The sequence below is a fragment of the Pontibacter diazotrophicus genome, assembly GCF_003367245.1.
In the GTDB taxonomy this organism is placed as follows: domain Bacteria; phylum Bacteroidota; class Bacteroidia; order Cytophagales; family Hymenobacteraceae; genus Pontibacter; species Pontibacter diazotrophicus.
This window is the reverse complement of record NZ_QRGR01000028.1, coordinates 23,963-48,490: the sequence shown is the minus strand read 5'-3', so window position 1 is coordinate 48,490 and position 24,528 is coordinate 23,963. Positions and strand designations below refer to the sequence as shown.

Annotated in this window: 15 protein-coding genes; 9 read left to right on the top strand and 6 right to left on the bottom strand. The window is 48.7% G+C overall.

Going from position 1 to position 24,528, the window contains the following annotated elements:
- Window positions 1–29: 29 nt before the first annotated feature.
- Entirely contained in the window at window positions 30–1,367 is a 1,338-nt protein-coding gene (locus tag DXT99_RS21155) for a c-type cytochrome (RefSeq protein WP_115567588.1), read from the bottom strand.
- Between the two features lie 552 nt (window positions 1,368–1,919).
- Between DXT99_RS21155 and rpsF the strand changes: the two genes are divergently transcribed.
- The 7 genes from rpsF to DXT99_RS21120 all read left to right on the top strand — a co-directional run bounded on the left by rpsF (window position 1,920) and on the right by DXT99_RS21120 (window position 10,355).
- A complete protein-coding gene (gene rpsF, locus DXT99_RS21150) occupies window positions 1,920–2,288 on the top strand; it encodes a 30S ribosomal protein S6 (RefSeq protein ID WP_115567618.1) in 369 nt (122 codons plus the stop codon).
- Window positions 2,288–2,539 (top strand): 30S ribosomal protein S18, encoded by a 252-nt coding sequence (gene rpsR, locus DXT99_RS21145; protein ID WP_115567587.1) that lies wholly within the window; start codon window positions 2,288–2,290, stop codon window positions 2,537–2,539. The genes rpsF and rpsR overlap by 1 nt, the downstream gene beginning before the upstream one ends.
- 12 nt (window positions 2,540–2,551) lie before the next feature.
- On the top strand, window positions 2,552–2,995 hold the full coding sequence (rplI, locus tag DXT99_RS21140; protein WP_115567586.1) for a 50S ribosomal protein L9: 444 nt from the start codon (window positions 2,552–2,554) through the stop codon (window positions 2,993–2,995).
- Window positions 2,996–3,111: 116 nt separating this feature from the next.
- Window positions 3,112–4,089, top strand: a complete 978-nt coding sequence (locus DXT99_RS21135) for a GSCFA domain-containing protein (RefSeq protein ID WP_115567585.1) — start codon at window positions 3,112–3,114, stop codon at window positions 4,087–4,089.
- Between the two features lie 76 nt (window positions 4,090–4,165).
- The gene (locus DXT99_RS21130) at window positions 4,166–4,525 is read left to right on the top strand and encodes a hypothetical protein (RefSeq protein ID WP_115567584.1); all 360 of its coding nucleotides are present in this window, start codon (window positions 4,166–4,168) and stop codon (window positions 4,523–4,525) included.
- Between the two features lie 111 nt (window positions 4,526–4,636).
- Window positions 4,637–6,700 carry a thioredoxin domain-containing protein gene (locus tag DXT99_RS21125; protein WP_115567583.1) on the top strand — a complete coding sequence of 688 codons (2,064 nt, stop codon included), beginning with the start codon at window positions 4,637–4,639 and terminating at the stop codon, window positions 6,698–6,700.
- 358 nt (window positions 6,701–7,058) lie between these two features.
- Window positions 7,059–10,355, top strand: a complete 3,297-nt coding sequence (locus DXT99_RS21120; RefSeq protein WP_246000905.1) for an amidohydrolase family protein — start codon at window positions 7,059–7,061, stop codon at window positions 10,353–10,355.
- Window positions 10,356–10,558: 203 nt separating this feature from the next.
- On the opposite strand, the gene DXT99_RS21115 is transcribed toward DXT99_RS21120, so the two are convergent.
- A complete protein-coding gene (locus DXT99_RS21115) occupies window positions 10,559–11,716 on the bottom strand; it encodes an MFS transporter (protein ID WP_115567581.1) in 1,158 nt (385 codons plus the stop codon).
- Window positions 11,717–11,958: 242 nt separating this feature from the next.
- Window positions 11,959–13,146 carry a serine hydrolase domain-containing protein gene (locus tag DXT99_RS21110; protein ID WP_115567617.1) on the bottom strand — a complete coding sequence of 396 codons (1,188 nt, stop codon included), beginning with the start codon at window positions 13,144–13,146 and terminating at the stop codon, window positions 11,959–11,961.
- Between the two features lie 124 nt (window positions 13,147–13,270).
- On the opposite strand from DXT99_RS21110, the gene DXT99_RS21105 reads away from it, so the two are divergent.
- Entirely contained in the window at window positions 13,271–13,867 is a 597-nt protein-coding gene (locus DXT99_RS21105; protein ID WP_115567616.1) for a DsbA family oxidoreductase, read from the top strand.
- Window positions 13,868–13,887: 20 nt separating this feature from the next.
- Here DXT99_RS21105 and DXT99_RS21100 read toward each other — a convergent pair whose 3' ends face one another.
- The 3 genes from DXT99_RS21100 to DXT99_RS21090 all read right to left on the bottom strand — a co-directional run bounded on the left by DXT99_RS21100 (window position 13,888) and on the right by DXT99_RS21090 (window position 23,135).
- On the bottom strand, window positions 13,888–14,706 hold the full coding sequence (locus DXT99_RS21100) for a tellurite resistance TerB family protein (RefSeq protein WP_115567580.1): 819 nt from the start codon (window positions 14,704–14,706) through the stop codon (window positions 13,888–13,890).
- A gap of 66 nt (window positions 14,707–14,772) precedes the next feature.
- A complete protein-coding gene (locus tag DXT99_RS21095; RefSeq protein ID WP_115567579.1) occupies window positions 14,773–15,720 on the bottom strand; it encodes an NAD(P)-dependent alcohol dehydrogenase in 948 nt (315 codons plus the stop codon).
- Window positions 15,721–16,217: 497 nt separating this feature from the next.
- A complete protein-coding gene (locus DXT99_RS21090) occupies window positions 16,218–23,135 on the bottom strand; it encodes a PKD-like domain-containing protein (protein ID WP_115567578.1) in 6,918 nt (2,305 codons plus the stop codon).
- A 523-nt stretch (window positions 23,136–23,658) separates the two neighbouring features.
- Between DXT99_RS21090 and DXT99_RS21085 the strand changes: the two genes are divergently transcribed.
- Window positions 23,659–24,435, top strand: a complete 777-nt coding sequence (locus DXT99_RS21085) for a PepSY domain-containing protein (protein WP_115567577.1) — start codon at window positions 23,659–23,661, stop codon at window positions 24,433–24,435.
- Window positions 24,436–24,528: the final 93 nt, after the last annotated feature.

Genomic DNA, 24,528 nt, shown 5'->3' with positions numbered 1-24,528 from the left:
TCGAATCTGTATTGATGAAATAGAATAAATTAGTAGTGACACTTGTAACACTCTGTACCACCATTGGATGACACCGTGAACGCGCCTTTAGAAGTTGCCTCGTGCAGCTCTACCAGGTTATCGTAATAGCCATTGCCTTCTGTGTTAAGCGGAGTTTCGCGGTGGCAGTCAATACACCAGCCCATTGTAAGTGGAGAATACTGGTACACGACATCCATTTCCTGAATCGGACCGTGACATGTCTGGCACTCTATCCCACCAACCTGCGTATGCTGCGAGTGATTGAAGTAAGCCAGGTCAGGCAGGTTATGAACACGCACCCATTCAATTGGCCTGTTGCGCTCTATTGCTCTGTAAATCTTTTGAATCTCAGGAGACTCTGTCTGTATCTGGCTGTGGCAGTTCATACAGATATTGGCGGAAGGAATACTGGCACTCTTGCTCTTATATACAGTAGTGTGGCAGTAGTTACAGTTAATCTGGTGCTCGCCGGCATGCAGCTTGTGCGAGAAAGCAATTGGCTGCCGCGGCTGGTATCCTTGCTGAATACCAATACCCATTGCTGTATCCAGCGTCAGGTCAAGGAGCACCACCACAAAGATGAGTACCACCAGGGTGCGAACAGCCTTGGATTTGTAAATCTTGGAAAAGTCGAAACGCTGGTTAACTACCTCGTTGTCATACTCGTTCAACTTACGGTTAGCGTTCAGGTAGTTCTTCAGGAGCGACGTAATCAGCAACAAGGTTACCACCAACACAATCAGCACAACAATCAGCACCACCAGGATAATATCCAGGTAACCGCCTACCGCGCCAATTGCATCTGTACCAACACCTTCACCGGGAGTCTGCGACCCATCTGAACCAACAGTTGTTGGCACTGCTGCAACCTCTGCCTCAGCAGAAGCGATATAAGTAAGGATAGCGGTGATTTCCTCGTCAGTAAAATTGAACGAAGGCATCGCCTGCTTGTTATACTCATTATAGACAGCAACTGCCTCAGGGTCACCTGCCTGTATTAGTGCCTGCGAGTTCTTTATCCATCGAATCAGCCAGTCATGGCTTCTTCTCTCGTTTATACCCGCAAGGCCAGGGCCAACAATTACATCAGAACCGGCAGAGTGACAAACGGCACAGTTGTTCTTGAACAGTGCATCTCCTGCAGTCACTACGGCTTGATCATCAATAGGGAGTCCGCTTGTATTTGCAGCCGCTGCAGCTCCTTCTGTCGCTCCAGGCGTTACTCCCTTTTGTGATACTTCTGCCTGCTCGCTTTCTCCCTGGGCATAGGCGCCGAAGGAAACAACCAAAGCGATCAGGAAGGCGAGGAAAACTTTGATTTTTGTTTTAACTATACAGCTAATCATAGCCAAGATCTCTTGAGTGAGTGTTTAGTTGTGGTAAAAATGCTTAACGGCCACAAATCTACTATGCGAATTCCATTAATCAAACAGAATAAGTTTATTATTTGGCCTTAGAAGAACCTATGCTTATGCTCGAACCTTCTGTTCAATATAATGCCCTCTCCGATGATATTACAGGCTTTTTATTTAGAATTATTATAAATAGAACAATCCTATACACGCCTCCTCTTGTATAAATTTTTTCATATTTTTTATACTCATTATCTTAACAAGATATTGCCGCACTTGTTTTGAACAGATACAAAATAACAGTACAATTCCATATTATATATGAGTTAATGAACACACGTGCAGAAGTTCTCCTATACCGTTCGTGTGCTTTCTTAAATGACTCCTTATATATAGGAGTTAGCAGACCAGCTTCCGGTTCTGTTAATTAACTTCCTGTTCAGGTAGTTACGCGCTGTCTTCATCATAAATTATATGACAATAACTTGCTTTCAAGAGATTTAACTTCTACCTTTGCAGGCTAAAATTAAAATCATAATCGAACCGATGGAATTGAAAAATTACGAAACGGTCTTCATCCTGACGCCTCTGTTGAACGAGGCGCAGATGCAAGAAACGGTCGAGAAGTTCAGACAGGTGCTTAAGGAAAATGGCGCCGACATTATTCACGAAGAGAACTGGGGTCTTCGTAAGCTTGCTTACCCAATCCAGAAGAAATCGACAGGTTTCTACCACCTCGTTGAATTTAAGGCACCCGGCACTGTTGTGGATGTTCTTGAGCTGGCTTATCGCCGTGATGAAAAAGTTGTTCGTTTCTTGACTACTGCCCTTGACAAGCACGCTGTGACTTACAACGAGCGCAGAAGAAACGGTGAATTCAAGTCTCAAGCTAAAAAAGAGGAGGTTAAAGCATAATGAGCTTAGTTAACGAAAGAGTACACAAGCAAGAGAATCGTCAGAAATACTGCCGTTTCAAGAAAAGCGGTATCAAGTATATCGACTACAAAGATGGTAACTTCCTGCTGAAGTTTGTGAACGAGCAGGGCAAGATTCTTCCTAGAAGACTTACAGGTACAAGCCTGAAGTTCCAGCGCAAAGTATCTCAGGCAGTTGCCAGAGCAAGACACCTTGCGATTTTGCCTTATGTTGGAGATTCTTTAAAATAAGGAGGGAACTAGATGGAAGTAATACTTAAAGACGACGTAAAAAACCTGGGTTACAAGAACGACACCGTAACTGTAAAGCCAGGTTATGGCCGTAACTACCTTATCCCGCAAGGGCTGGCAGTTATCGCTGATAAATCAAACAAGAAAGTTGTAGCGGAAAACATCCGTCAGGCTGCTCACAAAGCAGAGAAAGTTAAAACGGACGCGCAGGAGCTGGCTAACAGCATCAGCAATGTTACGTTGGAAATTCCTGCTAAAGTAGGTGAGTCCGGCAAAATTTTCGGTTCAGTTACAACGCTTCAGATCTCTGATGCTCTAAAAGCTAAAGGATTCGATGTAGACCGTAAGCGTATCTCTTTTGACCAGGATGTGAAATCAGCTGGCGAGTATACTGCTACAATCAACCTGCACAAAGAAGTGAAGCCACAGGTTAAATTCAACGTGGTTGCTGAATAAGCACAACGAATCATCATTAAAAGCGTCCTGCCCCACAAAGGCAGGACGCTTTTTTTTATAGCTGCCTTCGTATAAATAAGTGACTATATTCGACTCTTCCATAACAGATAAAGACTATGTTCCGGACAGAAATACAGGTAGCTCCCACAAACATACAGCTCACCCTTCAGGACAAGGTGCTCACCATCGGCTCCTGCTTTGCAGAAGTTATTGGCTATAAGCTACAGCAGAACAAAGTGGATGTATTGGTAAACCCGTTTGGGACCATCTTTAACCCGCTGTCGGTTTGCCTGTTGTTACAAGCTGCAGTTGGTAAGGCCTATGACTTCGGGCAGCACCTGGTGGAGCAAAACGGCATCTGGTACGCCTACGACCTCCACTCCTCCCTCTCCTCCCCTGACAAAGACAAATTACTGCAACAGATTGAGGAAAGCCTGCAACGCACCAGGCAACAACTGCAGCAGGCATCGCTCCTCATTGTTACGCTGGGCACCGCAGTGGCTTATAAGCTGCACGAGGGAGGGAAAGTAGTGGCAAACTGCCATAAACTGCCTGCAAAGAACTTTGAGCGCGTGCTTTTGTCTTCTGAAGAGATGGAACAGGCTTTTGAGCAGGCACTACCGTTGCTTAGGGAAACTAACCCTAACTTAAAGGTGCTGCTAACCGTGAGCCCGGTAAGGCATGTAAAGGAAACGCTTACCATGAACAGCGTGAGCAAATCAACCCTGCGGGTATTGTGCCACCAGTTAGAGGTAGCGCATGATAACGTGCAATACTTCCCGGCCTTCGAAATTATGATGGACGACCTGCGGGATTACCGTTTCTATAAGCAAGATATGCTGCACCCCACCGAAGTAGCAGAAGACTATATATGGCAGAAATTTGTGGGGGCTTATTATGATAAGAGCTTTCATGTTTTTCTGGAAACCTGGCAGAAAATGCAGCGAGCGGTGGCGCACAGGCCGTTTCACCCGCAGTCGGAGGCGCACCAGGCTTTCCTGCGCAGCACGTTGCAGAAGCTGTCAGAATTGGCCGGCAAGTATGGTCTTGAGACATCGGCAGAAGAGAAGGCGCTGCGTGACCAGTTGCTCTAGTATACCCGGCGCCATATGCGCAAAACTAAGGGTTCTTACAGGCAGTATACAGGATAACGACCTAATCCTAAAGCCAATGAAAACGCTGTACCTTGCCTTTGTATTATTCCTTGCAACACTTGTTAATGTAAGCGCGCAGGCACCAGTTAATGACCTGAGCAAATTTTTAGGAAAGCTGCAAACGTACGTAGCCACGCATCCAAGACATATAAAGCCAAACATGCCAATCGCAAAGCCTGAGCCAGAGAATCCTCCTGCTGATATGCCTTCTCTTGATGTATCGGGCTACATGGAAGACCCTGAAACCGGGTTACGCTACTATGCTATATACGACAAGATAGTGGACCCCGAAACAAAATACTCCTTTCATGTAGCTACCGGAAAGATAACGTTAGAGCCAATCAAGGAAAAAGACACAGCCTACAACGGGCAATAGGAATTGCCACAGCAAACTGGCTATAAAGCCAACACACTATTTAAGAACCTGAATCCTATATAACCTGCTGAAGCGCTCCTCAAGAGTGCTGCAGGAATTACCCCTATAACTATGGAAGAAGACAAAAAAGCAAACCGACTCTTAAACGAAAGTAGCCCCTACCTGCTGCAGCACGCCTATAATCCCGTAGACTGGTATCCGTGGGGTGAGGAGGCGCTGCAGAAAGCGAAGCAGGAGGATAAGCCCATTATTGTGAGCATCGGCTACGCCGCCTGCCACTGGTGCCATGTCATGGAGCACCAGTCGTTTGAGCAGGAGGATATTGCCAAAGTGATGAACGAGCACTTCGTGTGCATTAAGGTAGACCGTGAAGAGCGCCCGGACGTGGATGCGGTATACATGGATGCGGTGCATGCCATGGGTCTGCAAGGTGGCTGGCCGCTCAACGTGTTCCTGAATCCGGATGCCAAGCCTTTTTACGGGGGCACCTATTTCCCGCCACAGCAATGGGTAGGGCTGCTGCAAAACATAGCCGTAGCCTACCAGAAAAACCGCGAGGACCTGGATGAATCGGCGGAGCAGTTTGTGGAGCACCTGAACCGGAGCGAGTTGGATAAATATGGGCTGCGCGAGAGCAACTTCCATGTGCGGGAAGAGGACTTCAAACTAATGGGCTACAACTTCAGCACACGCTTTGATAAAAAGCTGGGCGGCTTAGGACAGGCGCCCAAGTTTCCGATGCCTACGAACTATCTATTTTTGCTGCGCTACCACCACCACACCTCCGACCAGTCTGCGCTGAACCAGCTACACCTGACGCTCCACGAGATGGCCTATGGCGGTATATACGACCAGGTTGGCGGTGGCTTTGCCCGCTACTCCGTAGATGCCGAATGGCTGGTGCCGCACTTCGAGAAGATGCTGTACGACAACGGCCAGTTAGTATCCCTTTATGCCGAAGCGTATCAGGCGACACGTGAAACATTATACCATGAGGTGGTATATGAGACCATCGCTTTTGTGGAACGGGAGCTGATGAGCCCCGAAGGCGGTTTCTACTCTTCGCTGGACGCCGATAGTGAGGGCGAAGAAGGAAAGTTCTATACCTTCACGAAGGATGAGTTGCAGGAGATTTTAGGGGATGAAGAGCCGCTCTTCTCGAAATACTACCATGCCACGGCAGCAGGCAACTTTGAGCATGGCCGCAACATCCTGCACCGCCGCAAGAGCGATGAGGAGTTTGCCCAAAAGCATGAGCTGGAGTTGGAGGTACTGCAGGAAATGGTACAAAACTGGAAGCGCAAAATAATGGAGGTACGGGCCACACGCATCCGGCCGGGGCTGGATGACAAAATCCTGACCTCCTGGAATGCCCTGATGCTGAAGGGGCTGGCCGACGCCTACTATGTTTTCGGCAACGAGCACTTCCTCGAACTTGCGCTGCGCAACGCTAACTTCCTGCTCCAGAACCTGAAGAAAGGCGATAAGCTTTTCCACAACTATAAAGAAGAGAAAGCTACCATCGATGGCTTCCTGGAGGATTATTCTTACCTCATCCGTGCCTTCACCAGGTTATACGAGGTGACTTTTGATGAGCAATGGCTACAGGAGGCAAAGCGATTAACGGATTATACGCTGGAAAACTTTTTTGATGAAAAAGAAGGCATGTTCTTCTTTACCGACCAGCGCTCAGAAAAGCTCATTGCCCGCAAAAAAGAGATTATCGATAATGTAACTCCCGCCTCAAACTCTGTCATGGCTAGTAACCTGCACTTCCTGGGGCTGTATTTTGATGAAGAACGTTACTCCACCTTGTCTAATGATATGCTTGCCAGGGTAAAAGATTTGCTGATAAAAGAACCCTCACACCTGAGCAACTGGGCCGCACTCTACTACCACAAGCTCACGCCAACTGCCGAAGTAGCCATAGTAGGAGAAAATCCAGGTAAAATGCGGAGTGAACTCAGCGCTTTCTACCATCCTAACATGTTACTGCTGGGTAGCAGCGACGGGCAAAGCAACCTGGCCTTGTTAGAAGACAAACTGGCCATCAACAACAAAACCACTATCTACGTCTGCTACAACAAAACCTGCCAGCTGCCCGTGCACGATGCCGCCTCCGCGCTGGAGCAACTACAGGGGATGCAGCAAAACACGAAGTTTCCGCCGCTGTAGTTAGACAAAGGACTTTTGGAGAAAAGACAAAGTACGTTCTGCCTTTGTTATGCCTTCTGTCCTGTAAAAGGAGCTGGCATTTCTCCGCTCGCCTTTGCTGCGTCTTTTGACCAGCAAACTGTTGTTGGTGAAAACACACAACAACGGCAACGGTTGTTGCTAGCACCCATTCTTAAAGCGGTAACACATTAACACAAGAAAAGCCTCACCTGCCCCAGCATCAGTGAGGCTTTTTTCTTTATCCCTGAACTTGTACTATCCTCTAGGTGTCCTATACTCATCTGGCACAGGTAGAACACTGTTTTTTCTGCGGCCAAACTCCTAAATTTGATAATCTAATCTAACATTCAACCTACACATGAATAAACGTACTTATCTGAGTATGTTACTGGTTGCCACGCTGGCGCTCCCTATCGGCGCGGCACATGCCCAGGACAAAAAAGAAGAAGCCAAATGGAAAGTGGAAGAAAACCACGGCCCGCAGAAAGAAGTCACCGTTACCACCAACGAAGGCACCTGGATGAGCGTGGACGTGAGCCCGGATGGCAAGGAGATTATCTTCGACATGCTCGGTGACATCTACAGCATGCCAATGACAGGTGGCAAGGCAAAGCTCATCAGAAGCGGCCGTGCCTACGAGGTACAGCCCCGTTTCAGCCCGAATGGCCAGTACATCTCCTTCACATCTGATGCAGGCGGTGGCGACAACGTGTGGATTATGAAGCGCGATGGCTCTGATGCGAAGCAAATCACGAACGAGAGCTTTCGCTTGCTCAACAATGCTGTCTGGACACCGGACGGAGAGTATATTGTAGCGCGCAAGCACTTCACCAACACCCGCTCACTAGGTGCCGGCGAAATGTGGATGTACCACAGAAGCGGTGGTGCAGGTGTACAGCTGACAAAGCGTAAAAATGACCAGCAGGATGCCGGGGAGCCGTTTGTTTCGCCTGATGGAAAGCACGTGTATTTCTCCGAAGACATGAGCGGCGGTTCTAACTTTGAGTACAACAAAGACCCGAACGGCCAGATTTACGTGATTCGTCGCGTAGACCGTAACACAGGAGAAATTGAAAACGTGGTGACCGGAAACGGTGGCTCTGTGCGCCCCGTTATCTCCCGCGATGGAAAGCAAATCGCTTTTGTGCGCCGCGTGCGTACCAAATCTGTGCTTTTTGTGCACGACCTGAAGACAGGTGAGGAATGGCCGGTTTACGATAAGCTGAACCACGACCAGCAGGAAGCCTGGGCCATCTTTGGAGCATATCCTTACTTCTCCTGGACACCAGACAACAAGAACATCGTGTTCTGGGCTGATGGTAAAATCAACAAAGTAGATGTGGCCACCAAGCAGGTGAGCAATATCCCGTTTGAAGCGACCGCTAGCCACCAGATTACGGATGCTGTTCGCTACGACCATAGCAAAACCGGTATATCGCCAAAGCAGTTTGAGGCAAAAGCCATCCGCCACGCTGTGACCTCTCCTGATGGAAAAACACTCGTGTTTAACGCGGCCGGTTATATCTATAAGAAAGAACTGCCAAACGGAAAGCCGGAGCGCATCACCAAAGGGCAGGATTTTGAATTTTACCCTTCCTTCTCGCCAGACGGTAAGTCTATTGTATATGCTACCTGGAACGACGATAACTTCAGCGGCCTCTACAAACTGGACATCCGCAGAAAGAATGCGAAGCCAACCAAGCTGACGACAGAGAAGGGCTTTTATACAGAGCCTAAATTCTCTCCCAACGGCAAGTTCATCGTGTACACCCGCGAAGGCGGCAACCACCACCAGGGCTACGTGCACAGCAAAGAGAAAGGCATTTACTATATGCCGGCTGATGGCGGCAAAGCAACATTGGTACAGGAAAAGGGTTCTTCTCCACAGTTCAACGCCACCTCCGACCGTATTTTTTTTACAGCGCGTGAAGGAGACAAAAACGCTTTCAAGAGCGTGGACCTGAATGGCAAAGAAGAACAGACGCACTATACGTCCAAGTATACAGACCAGTTCTACCCAAGCCCGGACAACAAATGGATTAGCTTTGTAGAACTGTTCAACGGCTACGTGGCTCCTTTTTCCACGAACGGTAGTGGCCTTGACTTAAGTGCTGATACGAAAGCCGTGCCTGTTGCCCGCTTCACCCGCGACGCCGGTACCAGCATCCACTGGTCCGGAGACAGCAAAAAAGTAAACTGGGTGCTGGGCGATGAGTATTTCTCCAACGACCTGAAAGACCGTTTCGCCTTTGTACCTGGTGCGCCGGATAAACTGCCGGCCATCGACACAACCGGAATGAAAATCGGCCTGGTGCTGAACACCGACATTCCGGAAGGCAAAGTAGCCTTCACTAACGCCCGCATTATTACGATGAAAGGTGATGAAGTGATTGAAGGCGGAACAGTTATAGTAGATGGAAATCGTATTGTAGCGGTTGGTAAAGACGTACAGGTACCAAAAGATGCCAAAGTGATTGATGCAGCTGGTAAAACCATTATGCCCGGTATCGTGGACGTACACGCGCACCTAGGCACTTTCAGGTTAGGTATGAGTCCGCAGAAGCAGTGGGCCTACTATGCCAACCTGGCCTACGGCGTTACCACCACCCATGACCCTTCTTCTACTACCGAAATGGTATTCAGCCAGTCAGAAGCGGTGAAGTCGGGCGCTATGATTGGTCCGCGCATCTACTCTACCGGTACGATTCTGTATGGAGCTGATGGTAATTTCAAAGCTGTCATCAACAGCCTCGACGATGCCCGCTCGCACCTGCGCCGTCTGAAAGCGGTCGGAGGCTTCTCAGTGAAGAGCTATAACCAGCCACGCCGTGAGCAGCGCCAGCAGGTGATTCAGGCTGCCCGCGAACTGGACATGAGCGTGTATCCGGAAGGTGGTTCTACTTTCTTCCATAACATGACCATGATCCTGGACGGCCACTCCGGTGTAGAGCATAACATTCCGGTAGCACCACTTTACAAAGACGTGATCGAGGTATGGAAAGCTTCTCAGTCTGGCTACACTCCTACCCTGATTGTGAACTATGGTGCTGTAAACGGGGAGTACTACTGGTACCAGAACACCAATGTGTGGGAGAAAGACCGCCTGTTGAAGTTCACACCGCGCTCTGTTATCGATGGCCGCGCACGTTTTGTGACGCAGGTACCGGATGAGGAGTACAAGAACGGCTATTTCAAAACGTCAGAAGCCTGTAAAGTACTAACCGACAACGGTGTGAAAGTAAACCTCGGCGCACACGGACAGCTGCAGGGCTTAGGCGCACACTGGGAGCTGTGGATGCTGCAGCAAGGCGGTATGACAAACCATGAGGCGCTTCGTGCTGCTACTCTGAACGGTGCCGAGTACATTGGCATGAGCAAGGAAATCGGTTCGCTGGAAGCAGGCAAACTGGCCGACCTGATTGTGCTGGACGCCAACCCGCTGGAGAACATCCAGAACTCGGAGCACGTGAAGTATACGATGATGAACGGCCGCCTGTACGACGCCGCTACCATGGCTGAAACCGGCAACTATGATAAGAAGCCTGGCAAGTTCTGGTGGGAAAACGACCGTTACGCCACCGCCTTTGACTGGCATGAAGGCACCGACACCCGCTTCGAAGGCATCGCAGGAGAACACTGCACCTGCCGTCATTAAGAAGTAAAAAAATAATAAAACAAGAAGAGCCACCTCGTAAGGGGTGGCTCTTCTTGTTTGTACGGCTCTAGCTCAAAAACCTCGCAGCGTGCGCAGCTCCTGCGAGCGTTTGATGCAACGGCTTTTGCCTTGTAGCTGGCAAGACACTCGCGGGAGCTACGCACACCGCGAGGTCATAGCTGATTCTTTTCCAAGGTTATGAACTACGCTATCGACTTAGATTTTGTAGCAACTACAGCAACAGCCAATCCCATCGCCGCAATAACAGTAAAAGATATCCGCAGGCTGGTGGCCCCTGCTATAAACCCGATGAGCGGCGGCCCTATCAAAAACCCAAAGAATCCAATAGTAGATACAGCAGCCAAGGCCACACCCGGCGACATAACTTTTGATTTTCCGGCGGCACTGTATACCAACGGTACTACCGCCGAAACACCCGCACCAACAAAAAGGAAGCCGACAATAGCGGTAAATAAATGGGGGAGCAGCACAGCAATCAATAGTCCGGAAGCGGTTAATACACCACTTGCCTGTAAGATGCGCTGCATTCCAAAGCGTCTTGTAAAGAAGTCGGCTACGAAGCGGGTGCCCGCCATCGTGCACATAAAGGCAGTATAACCTGCGCCAATCCAGGCTCCTTCGGCGCCTATAACCTTTCTGAAGTACACGCCACTCCAGTCGAACATCGCTCCCTCGCATATCATCGCAAAAAAGCAGATAACACCGAGGTCAATCAGCGACTTATCTGGCATAACAAAGATGGGCTTGTCGGTATCCGCATTCACATCCGTGCGCAGCACATACCGTGACGCTACTGCAATGGCTATATAAGACAGGAACATAATCAGGAGGAAGTGGTGAAAGGGGCGAACACCTTCCCCAATCATCAGGGTACCGATGGCTGCGCCGGTAAACCCGGCAAGGCTCCACATCCCATGGAAAGAAGCCATAATAGACTTCTGGTACAAGTCCTCCACACCTACTCCCTGCGTGTTAACGGAGATATTCATCAGGTTTCCGGCAAAGCCGAAAACGAACAAAGCCATTACTAATTGCACTGTGCTCTCTGAATAGCCGATGGCTACCAGTGTTGTGCTGTAAAGTATGCCTGAAAAGATAAGAATGCTGCGGCTCCCGACTTTCGCTATCGCCCAGCCTGCCACAGGAAGCGAAAGCAGCAGCCCAACCGGAAGTGCCAGCAAAACACCACCCAACTCAGCTTCTGATAAGCCCATCTGCTGCTGAATGGTGGGAATGCGGGAGCCCCAACTGGCAAAGGAAATTCCCTGCAGAAAATAAAAGCAGCCCACCGCAACACGGTAAACAAATTTTGAGTGGCTTTTAGTGGTGGAGGTAATCATTTATCAATTAACGTTTATCAGTTTCCTATATCAGCTGATATTATGAATGAGGTGCACATCTGTGAGAAGGTCCCCTTCGAAGGGGTGGGGGGATGAAAGGCCGCCAATAATTCTAGACAGCTGTGGATTAGATTAAAGCAAATTCAGAAAAGAAGTCTGTTAATTGATTGTCTGCAGGTGTAATCATCCCCCTCACCCCCTTCAAAGGGGGACAAAACTACCCTTAACTAACAACGAATAACCTACTTCACCGCCTCCAGCACCCGCTGAAAAAGCTCATCCTGATTGCCGTTGTGCCAGCGCCACACAATCACGATGTCATGCTCCGGGTCTACCCAAATAGTGTTTTGGCCTGCACCCAGGGCGGCATAGCTGGTGGTGGGCGCGCTTGGCCAGGCTTTCCCTTCGGTGTTCAGCCACCAGAGGTATCCGTAATCCGGTCCAACGGAACCACGATTTGTGGTAGCTTCCTCTATCCATGCCTCTGACACCACCTGCTTGTCTTCCCAGCGGCCGTTGCGCAGGAACAGGTATCCAAAGCGCGCCTCGTCGCGGGCGTTAATCCAGAGACCGCCGCCCCAACGGGTACCACCACTCACCGATGGCATCTCCTGGCCGTTTATCATCACCTTAGAGTTACGGTAAGGCACCCAGCGCCAGGTGTCTGAGGCATTTATCGGGTCCATCACCGCATCCTCCAATACTTCCGGCAAAGGCTTCTCCCACACACGCAGCAACGACAGCGCAAAGCGGTTGATACGCACGTCATTGTATTCATAAAAAGTGCCGGGCTCCTGCAGCTCCCGTGGCTTGCGTTCTCCGCGGCCATACTCGGCTGTGCCAACAAAATCGCTGTTCTTGCCCCACAGTTCCCCTTCCCACTCCGTCGTCTGACGGGCATGATGCTCCCAGGTTACCTTGCGGTTCTGCTCCGACTCATAACCACCGTCCTTTATATATTTCGCCACCGGGTCATGGATACTCTCTATCATACCCTTGTCGATGGTGATGCCCAGTATGGTGGAGAGAAAGCTTTTTGCTACGCTGTAAGTTGGGTCGGGTCGTTTTGTGTCGCCCCATTCTGCCACGATATAGCCGTTCTTCAGGATGATACCGTTTGTTTCAGCCCTGTCAGCAGGTAATGGCCCAAGCATCTTGCCAAAGATTTCCTCCTGCGTGGAGAAGTCTTTTGGCATCTGCTCTGTTTCCTGAGTCCTGGCCCATGCCACCGCCTCCTGCAGCTTTGCCGCATCCAGGCCTAGCTCCTCCGGGTCGCGGTGTTCCCAGTCATCGCCTGCACCGGGGTAATAAAATTCTGCTTCAGCTGTTGAAGTAGTCTGTGCGGTAACAGTAGAAGTCTGCTGAGGTTGTTGCTGGCATGAAAGCAGGCTTACAGCCAGCGCCAGTGATAATATAGTAGTACGAAGCATAAAGGAATCAAAATTTGAAGGGTTCAATCTACTAAAAAAATAGCTGTATATACTTCTATGTTTAAACAAAGGAAAACAAATTACTGGTTAACTGGTACAATAATCCAGACAAATGAGCCTACACATGCTACAGATAAAAGTATACTCTGACTATGTATGCCCCTACTGCTTTTTTGGAGAGGTAGTGCTGGAACGGGCACTGCAGGGAATGGAAGACAAGGTGAAGATAGAATGGATGCCTTTCGAGCTCCGCCCATACCCTACGCCCACGCTAAAACCGGAAGAAGACTACCTGCAAACAACCTGGCAAAACTCAGTTTATCCTATGGCAGAGCAATTGGACATTAAGATAGTACTGCCCAAAGTATCGCCCCAACCTTACACGCACCATGCTTTCGAAGGCTATCAATACGCGAAAGAGAAAGGCCTCGGCGACGCCTATACACACCGTATGTTCACCGCTTTCTTTCAGGAAGAGCAGGATTTAGGCGATTTGAATGTATTGACTAACCTGGCGAAAGAAGTCGGCCTGGATGCGGAGGAGTTTAAAACAGCAGTTGAGTCAGGCAGATACAAAGAGGCGCACCTGAAAGCGCTGCGCCATGCCTATGAAGAAGTAGGTGTATCGGCGGTACCCACTTTTATCATTGGAAACAAAAAAGTGCGCGGGCTGCTGCACGGAGAAGACCTTAGAAAGTTAATAGAGCAGGAACTGGGGTAAGCTCCTGCTCTGAAATTTGCTTACCAGCCTGTGCCGCCGCGTCGGCCACCACCGAGTATCCCTCCCAGTAAACCGCCCAGTCCACCGGAATTCCGCATGTTGCCATAGCCCCTGCGGCCGTTCAGGCCGCCCAGGATGGAGATGATAGAACCGAGTCCGCCACCGCTGCGGTACATGCCTCCGCCCATTCCGCCTCCCATCATACCACCGCCTAAGAGCCCACCGAGCAGGCCGCCGCCCATTCCGCCCATCATACCACCACCATACCGTCTGCGACGCCCGCCGCTCAATAGTTTAGCAATCACCAGAGGAGCAGCTATGCCTATAATGCCCTGTACCATCTGCGGGGAGATGCCGGCATTCTTAAACATATCGCCAAAGCCGTTCTTGTTCAGAAACGACTGCGAAGTTGGATCCTCCCCCTGCTTCTGCGCCTCGTCGGCTTTGTTTACATATTGCTCTAGTATGCTGTACTGCTTCTGGTTTACCTGCAGGTAATCAGCCATCCGCTGAATCTCCTTTTGCTCTTCCGGAGAGTAATGCCCGTCAGCTTTCGCAAAGCTGATGATATCGGTGATAAAGGAAAACCGCAACTGGCTGCCTTTCAGCACATCCAGGCACTTCTGCACGTTTATCTGCGACGGGTTTTTAGCGATATGGATAACCTCCTCCTGTACATTTTCCGGAAGCTCTGCAGCTTCGCTCATCAGGCTCAAAAACTCCAGCTCTTCCTCTGTTGTCTTTCCGTCTGCCGACGCCATGGTGGCCAAAGCACCAAAGTAGGCGCCTTTTTCCTCCATTGAATAGTCTTTCAATAAATTAGTCTGTTCCTGTTCCATTGCTTTTTGTGGGTTTTGTATAGTATACCTCTTGTTAATGTATGCTCTTTACTATCAATGCTGCCACTACTCCACCACCAGCACGATTTTACCGGCGGCATGTCCTCCTTCGCTGTAGCGATGTGCCTCCGCTGCCTCACGTAACGGAAACTCCTTATCTATTACTGGCCATACCTTTCCTGTCTCTATCCAGGCACGAATCAGTTCCAGGTCCTCTCCTTTTTCATCCGCCACCAAAAGCCTCAGCTTCTTGTCAGAAAAAACTGACAAGGCATACCCAAGGGCGATGTCCTTGGGGTTAGGCACGGTGGTAACATAGCGCCCGTTTTGGCAAAGGCTGTCTTTGCTGTCCAGGTAGGTACTTTTAGCCACAGCATCAAAGATGATGTTGTAGCAGTCTTTCTTTTCTGTAAAATCTTCTTCCGTATAATCTACAACCCGGTCTGCGCCCAGGCTCTTTACCAGGTCAATATGGTCGGTGCTGCATACACCTGTTACCTCGCCAGCTCCTAACGCTTTGGCAATCTGTACGGCAAAAGAACCTACCCCACTGGAGGCACCGTTTATCAGCACCCTCTCTCCCTGTGCCAGTTCCCCCTTGTCGCGCAGCGCCTGCAAAGCGGTGAGAGCCGTCAGCGGCACGGCAGCAGCCTGCACATAATTCAGATTTTCCGGCATCAGTACTGCCGCCTTCTCCGAGATAACTGCATACTCCGCAGCCGCTCCTCCCAGGCCCGTGTCCAGCATCCCAAACACGCGGTCTCCGGGTTTAAAAGTTGTCACGTCTTGTCCTACCTCTACTACCTCGCCTGCCATATCATGTCCCGGTATCTTCGGGAAATTCAGGCCGGACACCGGAAGCAAGTGCCCGGAGCGGACTTTCCAATCGACAGGATTCACACTGGAGGCATGCACGCGCACCAGTAGTTGGTCTTCTTTCACTTCCGGGGTTGGTTGCTCTCCATACTGCAGTACATCGGCTTCTCCATACTTTTCATAATAAATTGCTTTCATACGTTTTCGGGTGTCTGTTCGAACTCTGCTTTACGGCCTGTAGGTCTGTGTGTTTTGGCTGTGAGGGGATGGCCACTTAAAATGAGGAGCAGAGTCCTTGTGCGGATATTTCAGTTCTTAATTTAATAGAATAAGTGGAAGGGCTAATTAATGTTGTTATGTAAAATTGATTCTTCCTATGCTGCCGCTGCATTGTTTCTCTCTGAGCTCTTAAGGCCGAGAGGCCTCGTCGTGGGGGTAGGGGCCCTCTTAAGGGCATCGCGCTGTGCATTTGAAGCTGCCGGGGGAAGGGGCCCTCTTTAGCTCCGCTGCGGGCTGCCTCACTGCGTTCGGCACCGCATCAAATACAAGGCGCTCAACCCAAAGACTGGAAACACATCCACTCCGTGCTGAAGGAGTAAGTATGCTATGCTTATTCTTAACATATATAAAAGCAAAAGAGCCGGGTAAAATACCCGGCTCTTTCAGCTTTAAACCCTATTAGTTTCTTGTATGCATTATTCTTTAACCATTTTAATAAACTGGGTGAAACCTCCAATCTGCGTTCTGATGATGTAGAGGCCTCTCGGTAAGCCAGCGCCAAACTTCATTTTTTCAGTTGTGAAGCCTTTCTCTACCTGCACCTTGCGCTCTATCAGTTGTTTACCAACAGCGTCGGTTATCACGACCAGCATTTCACCATCTGTCTCCGAAGAAATGTCAAGCGTTATCTCGTCATTGAATGGGTTCGGGAAGGCAATCACTTTACTTGCTACACTGCCAAACGTCACCATTTTCGGACCGAAGAACTCAAAGGTTCCGGCATGGTCAATCTGCTTCAGACGATAGTAGCGTGTGCCATCCTTGCCATTCTCTTTGTCCGTGAACGCATACACCTGCTTCGTATTGGAATTGCCGTTCTTGCTTGGCACGAATTCCAGCAGTCTGTAATCTAAGCCATCCTCCGACACCTGCACTTCGAAACCTTTGTTATCTGTTTCAGAAGCCGTCGCCCACTCCAGCAACACATTGTTGCCTTGCTTGCTGGCGGTCAGGTAGATGATTTCTACTGGGAGAGGGGTGATATCACCGGTGACAAGCTCATACGGAATATAGCAGTTTGTTCCATCATTTCTTGGCGTAATCACCACTACCACATCAAAGTCACCTTCTTCTACCTGGTCTATGGTGAGAACATCGGTTGGAGAACTAACTGTGTGGGTTTCTTCTAATATCCAATCACCTGTTGATTCATCTCCTATATACCACTGATACAAGACTTCTACTCCCTCTGCTATGTCAGTATTAACAGTAAATGTAGCTGCCTCATCAATCATTATAGTGTCTGGATCAGATACAAGTTCAGCTGTTATGGTTAGTAATTGATTTACCGTTAATGTTCCCAAGCTAACTGTCTGCTGGTTACATGCTCCGGTGACTTCAACAGTATACACACCGGTTTGCTCTGGTTGAGCATTTTGTAAGCCAAGTGTACTGCTGTTATTGCCAATGGAAGCACCATCTCTGAACCACTCATAAGTAACGTCTCCACCATCAACTCCAGTACCTGTTGCCTCTACGCTAAGGGTTATGTTTTCTCCCTGACAGTACGTTCCAGCAGGTTCAGCTGATGCTACTATAGGCTGATTCACTGTTAATAGTGCACCCTCAGAAGTTATATTGTCACAAGCAGTTGTACCAGTGACACGAACACTATAGGTAGCTTCATCCTCTTCAGTTGGAGTAGTTATAGTAAGGGTGCTTCCTATTTCACTAGGTATATCAATACCGTCCTTCATCCACTGGTATCCTATACCTGAACCAGTTGCTGTTACAGTAAATGTTGCGTTTGAGCCATCACCTTCACAGACTGTTACTGCACTTGGCTGCGCTGAAATTATTGGCGGAGCATTAACAGTGATGGAGCCCAACGCGATGGCGTCAGTAACTTCACATCCATTATTATCAACAACTACACTTACTGGGTAAGCAACATCTGGCGTGAAAGTTCCATCAGTAACTATAGTCAGTTCTGCAGTTTCTGTTTCGATTGTTCTAACATCAGGCGCGACACCAACTGTCCAGGTATAAGTTACTGTGGCAGGCCCTGTCGTTGTAACAGGAGCTGTAAATATTTCTGTATCTCCCACACATACTACCGGGTTTTTGAGTGCTGGGGTAGCAGTTATGATATCATTGACCTGGATTGTAACAGGACTGGATGAAGGGCCTTCAATGCAATTGCTGCTAGGAAGGTAGCTTTCAATATTAGATGAGAATCGTGCCGACACTTTATCACCGTTCACAAAACCACCAGCTGCAGCAGCATCGGTAGTAAATGTAATAGTGTTTGAACCAGTGTAGGTGAAGCTAGTAGGATTCAGCACTACATTACCCCGTTCTAATACAAAGTCCAGTTGCAGGTTGGCTACGTTCCAAGGGAATGCTGCGCCTAGCGTAGCTGTAAAGGTAACAGCTGCTCCCTGGCAAATTGGGTTTGGATTGGCAGACAGTGTAACTGTATAGCTCTCCAAAACAGCACTGTACATCCTATTAGATTCCAGACTTACCGGTGCACACAGGCGATTAGACGTTACTTCAACTTCATAGTAATCCTGTGAAGAGAGACCGGCATCCGAAGTTTGCCAATCATCGTTCTTCCTGTTCACTTCATCATTTTTACCCCACTGGTAATTAAACAGACTCTGGTCAATTTTCCTTGCTGCCAGCGCATCACTCACGACAGGCTGAAAAAAGCGGAAAGCCATCGCTTTGATAGATTCTGGTGTTCCAGCAGGATAAGGATAATCAGGATTTGGAACAGGATAGCTTTCGGCTCCTTTTGGAATAGCGTTACCATCTTCATCTACTGGGACGCCATCTGCATCCACCAGGTATGGATAAATAATTTCACCCGGCTGAACATCCCTATAAACAGCAGAAGTATAATCTGTACCACCACCACCGCGGCAGAATGGATGCGGATTGGCGGTTATTACAGCTCTGTAGGTAGACTGCATAACTGTAACAGTCTTAGAAACAGTGCTGGTGCAGCTTCCTGTGCCGCGTGTATAAGTTATAGTGTGTTGTCCTGCCCCTGCATCACATGGGTTGAAGGTACTACCACTTACACCTGCCCCGGAGAATGTTCCTCCTGTTGGTTCGGCTGTAAGTGTAACAGATTCTTGACCTGTATAGAAGACACTGTTGTCAGCAATCTCACCTGTAAAGCTAACTGCTTGGTTCGGATTCACCGTCACGGTAAAGGTTTGCGGAGTTCCAGGGCAGTCGGCGGTACTAGGCGTCACCGTCACGGTGGCTTCTATAGCGGCCGCAGTCGTGTTGGTGGCCGTGTAGGCCGGGATGTCGCCCTCGCCTTCGGTGCCGAAGCCCACGTCAGCCGAAGAGGTCCAGGTGTATTCAGTCCCGCTCACCGGGCCGCCGAAGCTGATGGCCGCGCCATCAGCCCCGTTGCAGTAGGTGGCGTTGGCGATGGCGTTCACTGTCGGCGTCGGGTTCACCGTAATGGTGAAGGTCTGCGCAGGGCCTTCGCAGTCGTTTGCCTCGGCTGTCACCGTCACAGTGGCGGTAACAGGGGCATTGCCTGTGTTGATTGCCGTGAAGGCGTCAATGTTACCCGTGCCGTTCAAGCCGAAGCCCACATTGGCAGTCGAGCTCCAAGTGTAGGTGGCATCGCTCACAGAGCCGCTAAAGGCGATGGCCGCGCCAGGAGCCCCGTTGCAGTAGGTGGCGTTGGCGATAGCGTTCACCGTAGGCGTCGGGTCCACCGTAATGGTGAAGGTCTGCGCAGGGCCTTCGCAGCCGTTTGCCTCGGCTGTCACCGTCACAGTGGCGGTAACAGGGGCATCGCCTGTGTTGATTGCCGTGAAGGCGTCAATGTTACCCGTGCCGTTCAAGCCGAAGCCCACATTGGCAGTCGAGCTCCAAGTGTAGGTGGCATCGCTCACAGAGCCGCTAAAGGCGATGCCCGCGCCAGGAGCCCCGTTGCAGTAGGTGGCGTTGGCGATGGTGTTCACAGTAGGTGTTGGGTTCACCGTCACTACCACATTCTGCTCTGGGCCTTCGCAGCCGTAGGCGGTAACTCTGTAGACATAAGTTACATTAATTGGAGCCGAAGTTTCATTTACCAGTGTCTCGCTTACAGTCGCGGTTTCACCACTTGCCGCTGCGTTACTGATTCCTGTCACAGCCGCACGTGACCATGCAAAGGTTGGGGCTGGCAAGCTTCTTGTAGCCGTTGTAGCTGTATAAGTAAATGGTGCATTGCTACAAACTGCCACTTCCGTATCTGTGTTGCTTAATACAGGGCGAGGATTAACCACAACTGTTACATACTGTAAGGCGCTTTCGCAATCCTCTTCCGTAGTTATTTGGTAAACATAAGTAACTTCAAGCGGATTAGGTGATGTATTGGTCAGTACCTCACTAATAGTTCCTGTACCACTGGCTTCTGGATTACTTATGCCAGCAACATCAGCCCGTGACCAGGAATAAGTGGAATTAGCTGGAGCATTGCTTGTTGGCGTATAAGAGAAAGTTTCGCCGCTACAAATAGCATCTGGTGTTGTTGTTCCAGGAGTTAATAATAGCTCTGGTTTTACAGATATATGAACTGTTTGAGGGCTTAAATTTGTGCAACTACCTACAATAGCCATTCTGCGGTACCATCTATCGGCAGTATGAGCACCTAGCTGAGCTCGGGTAAGACTAACACCTGTAGCACCAGTTAATGGCTCAAAAGTTGTGTTATCATCACTTACTAACCATTGGTATGTTAGTGTACCTACTCTTGCTTCTGCTTCCTCTCCAACAATTTCCTGAGGTAACGCACCATAGCACACTTCCTGATTACCATTCTCAACACCGATAATGTTGTTATTAACCACCGTCTCCTGTACTGAAATAGTAGCTGATTCATTTACACAACCGGTGTTGTCGTTGGTAACCACTACATAATACGTCCCCTCTACTCCTACATTAGCAGTTCGGGTTTCTGCCACAAGCTCAACATTATCACTATCTATAATTCTAAACCAATCGTACGAGTAGGTTCCTACTTCCTCTTCAGCAGACAATAGCGCCGTACCTGGCGAGCAGAAGTAAGTAACTCTTCCTTGGGTGATGGTAGCTATAGGAAGTGGATTAACTGTAACTGAAACTACATCGGTGAAACTAACACAGTTATCTGCCTCTACTCTCCTTCGATATTCAATTGTAGAAGAACTTGTTACAGTTCTTGTCGCAGGCTGGTAGTCTTCATCAGTATTTGCACCATCTGCATTTTCCCAAGTAGTTGTTCCAGCAGTCCTTTGCTCCCAAAAGTACTCCACCTGCAAGTCGCCTGCAGTTGCTGCGGCACCGTCTAATAAGGCAATGTCCTCGCCAGAACAAATATTTTGGTCAGCTGTATTGATAGTATTATTAACAATGGCTGGTGTTACGGTTACTGCTATTGGGTCAGAAGTAACTGTACAGTTACCAGAAGTAACTGTTCTTCTGTAGTACATGACACCGGCATCTGCAGTAGATGGATTGTAGGATGCTGCATTATTGGTTTCTCCAGCAGGTTCCCATGGCCCCTCCTGGCTTGCACTCTGCTCCCAGAAGTAAATTCTTTCCGCAACTCCACCCGAAACTGTTCCGGTAAGTGTTGTGGTTGCTTCATTCTGGCAGTATTGTGTGTTACCAGTTATAGCACCTTGCGAAAGCGCAGGCGTTACTTCGATTCTAATAGTTTTGGTAGTAGGGCAACTAGTAGTAACACCATCTACAGTATAAGTAATAGTACCAACTACAGTATAAGTAGTTGAAGTGGTTGGAGCCACATCAATTCTTTCACCTGTAGTTTCTGTAGGCAACCCGCCTCCAGACCACACATAAGATTCAGCTCCTTCAGCAAATAGTTCTACTGACTCACCCGCACAAATTGCTGTACTGCTGGCAGTAAGCACAACATCAGGCCTTGCATTAACAGTAATGGTTCTGGTAACTTCAGGACTAGGTTTGAGACAAACGTTATAAGATACTACCGAAAGAACAACCTCTCCCGGCTCCCCAAAATTAATACGAGGATTCCCAGTTGTTCCACCTGAAACTATTTCTGCATTTCCAGATTTTATAGTCCAAAGATAAGAGTCAATATTTGGTCCGGTTTCAACAGTGAAAGCACCAGAATTTTCTGTGCTTGCACAGATTGAATTTGGTCCTTGAATCTCACGAGAGAAAAGGGCTATAACTGCCTTGCCGAATGGTGCAGAGGCTCCATTGCTGCTGGCAGGCAGGGGATTTGTAACTATTACGTTTTTATTACCAGATGTTGCGAATGCAGCTGATGGTAATACAGCTGTTATAGTGGTTGCGTTATTAACAGTTACTGAGCTTGCTGAAACACCTCCAAATGTAACCGTAGCTCCTGATAGAAAATTTTCACCGGTTATAGTTACTGTTGTTTCAGGATCACCTACGGATAAACAGCCGCTTACTTCAGTAATTACAGGTTGTGGATTGTTTACAGTAAAGGCCGTACTGGTTGCGGAGGTTAAGCCACTGCTTGAAGCCACTAAAGTATAGCCTTCTCCTGCTGTATTTATACTAGCACCGGAAAAGGTTACCACACCATTAGAAGTAGTAGCTGTACCAAGTGTTAAAACGCCAGCTGCCGGAGGGTTTGGCCCAATAGCAATTGCTACCGTGTTGGTAGCAGTTGTTACTGTATTCCCAAACCGGTCTTGGATAACAACACTTGGGCTTGGTGAAATTGCGGCGTTAATCTCTACAGTTGTGGGCTGCTGCACAAAAGCCAAATCATTAGGTGCGCCTGGAATGAGCCGAAGAGAAATCGGAGATGATGAAGTAACACTTGTAGGAGTTGAATTTGTTGTGTTCAACACTTCCACATTGATTTCCCTTGGTTGCGGCGAGGAAATTACTCCAGTAGTAGGCTTAATCCTAAGGTTAGAAATAGTTACTATATCGCGCTTATTCTGACTTCCTTGACCTCCACTCAGGTTAAAGGTTAAAGTACTACCATCAGTACTAAAAACCGGAGTTGAGGTTAGTGTAATCTCTCCTCCGTCACCTAAGGTAGCAGCTATATCAGGATTTGAATTAGCTGTTGGAAAAGCCCAGCCTGCGGGAGCCCTTAATACTATACTGTAAGAATTCCGAGAAGCAAAGTCAGCATAATCAGAACTAGCCGAACCTTCACTTACTACTATATCAGTAATAGAAGTAAATGTGCCTGTGGCCGCATTATCCGCTGAAACATCATAAGAAGCATCACCACTTATTGTTATGCCAACAGCCGCCCAAACATAGAGCGACGACGCCAGAAACAGTAATAAGGCACCCGCCGGAACAGTGTACCTCTTTGCACTCAGAAAATGCGCAATCAATTGTGTAAAATTCTTTTGCATAAAAATAGGGTTAGGGTTTTAAAGCTGGTTGCTAGGGTAATAGTGGTACTAATAGGTTCTTATATTTAACAAAAGCTATACTTAGCTTTACAGAGAGGCAAAAGAGGTACTGGTAATGTAATTTCAGCGCGGGTTTAGCGGCTTCCATTGCATTACGAACTGGTATACAGAACGATAGCTGTATTAATTAGGCGGAAAAAGGGGCGAGTTCAGGTAATGCACCTTTGCGCATTGCCTTTTTTGGAGATTCATTTGATTTTTATGCTTGGTAAAACTGTTTTCAAATAGTATATATTTATTTTTATATATAATATATTCCTTTAATAGAATACATGTACAGCTATTAATTTATTTTGTTACACTAAATGCAAAGAAAATACCTCCAAATGTTACAATAAAAAACACCAATAAGTAAAAAACATTGCAGAAGCTGCTATAGAGCATGTAAACGGTCATATAAATTGATGGAAAGAGGTCTGAAATTTTATAGTGACTTCGCTATATTTGTCTAAATACTTACTTCATGAACCGTAGAACACACCTGCGCATCCGCAGAGCGCACCGCTACCTGGGCCTTCTCACTGGCATCCAGTTTATCTTCTGGACACTGGGCGGTTTATACTTCAGCTGGTCAGACATTGACGAGATACACGGGGACTTTCAGCGGAAAGCGCCGGCAAATTTCAGTAGCCAGATGCCTTTGGCCTCCCCGGCACAGGTGCTGGCACAGCTCCCGCAGGCGGACTCTGTGAAGTCGGTGCGGCTGGTGGAGGTTTTGGGTGAGCCCGTCTACCAGGTGGTTTATTTTGCGAGCCATCAGGGGGAAGCTATACCGCAAACGCAACTGGCTGTGGCGCAAGCCGGCACCTTACGGGGTAGCTTAACAGAGCGGGAGGCTGTGCAGATGGCCCGGAACAGCTTTAGCGAAGAAGTAGAAGTGCAGCAGGTAGAGTACCTGACAGCGGGGCAGGTCGGGAAACACCATGAGTACCGCGAGAGCCCCTTGCCTGCCTATGCCGTTACCATGCAGCACCCTACTAACACCACGGTGTATGTAGCGAGTGAGCGGGGCGAAGTAACCAAGTTTCGGAACAACAAGTGGCGCATGTTCGATTTCCTCTGGATGCTACACACTATGGACTACCAGGGCCGCGACAACTTTGGCAACCTGCTGCTGCGCCTGTTCTCTGTGGTGGGCATGGTCACTATCTTGTCTGGCTTTGTTTTATATTTTGTAAGTTCAAAAGGTAATCGCAGAAAAGCAGCTGCCGGCACGACACGCCCTGGTGTAATCCGGTAATTTATTTATGCGCATATACAGCAGAAAAGGCGCCTGGATAATTCAAGTGAAGGGCCTTTTGAGGCTTCCTCCCCCACTCCTATTTTACCGTTT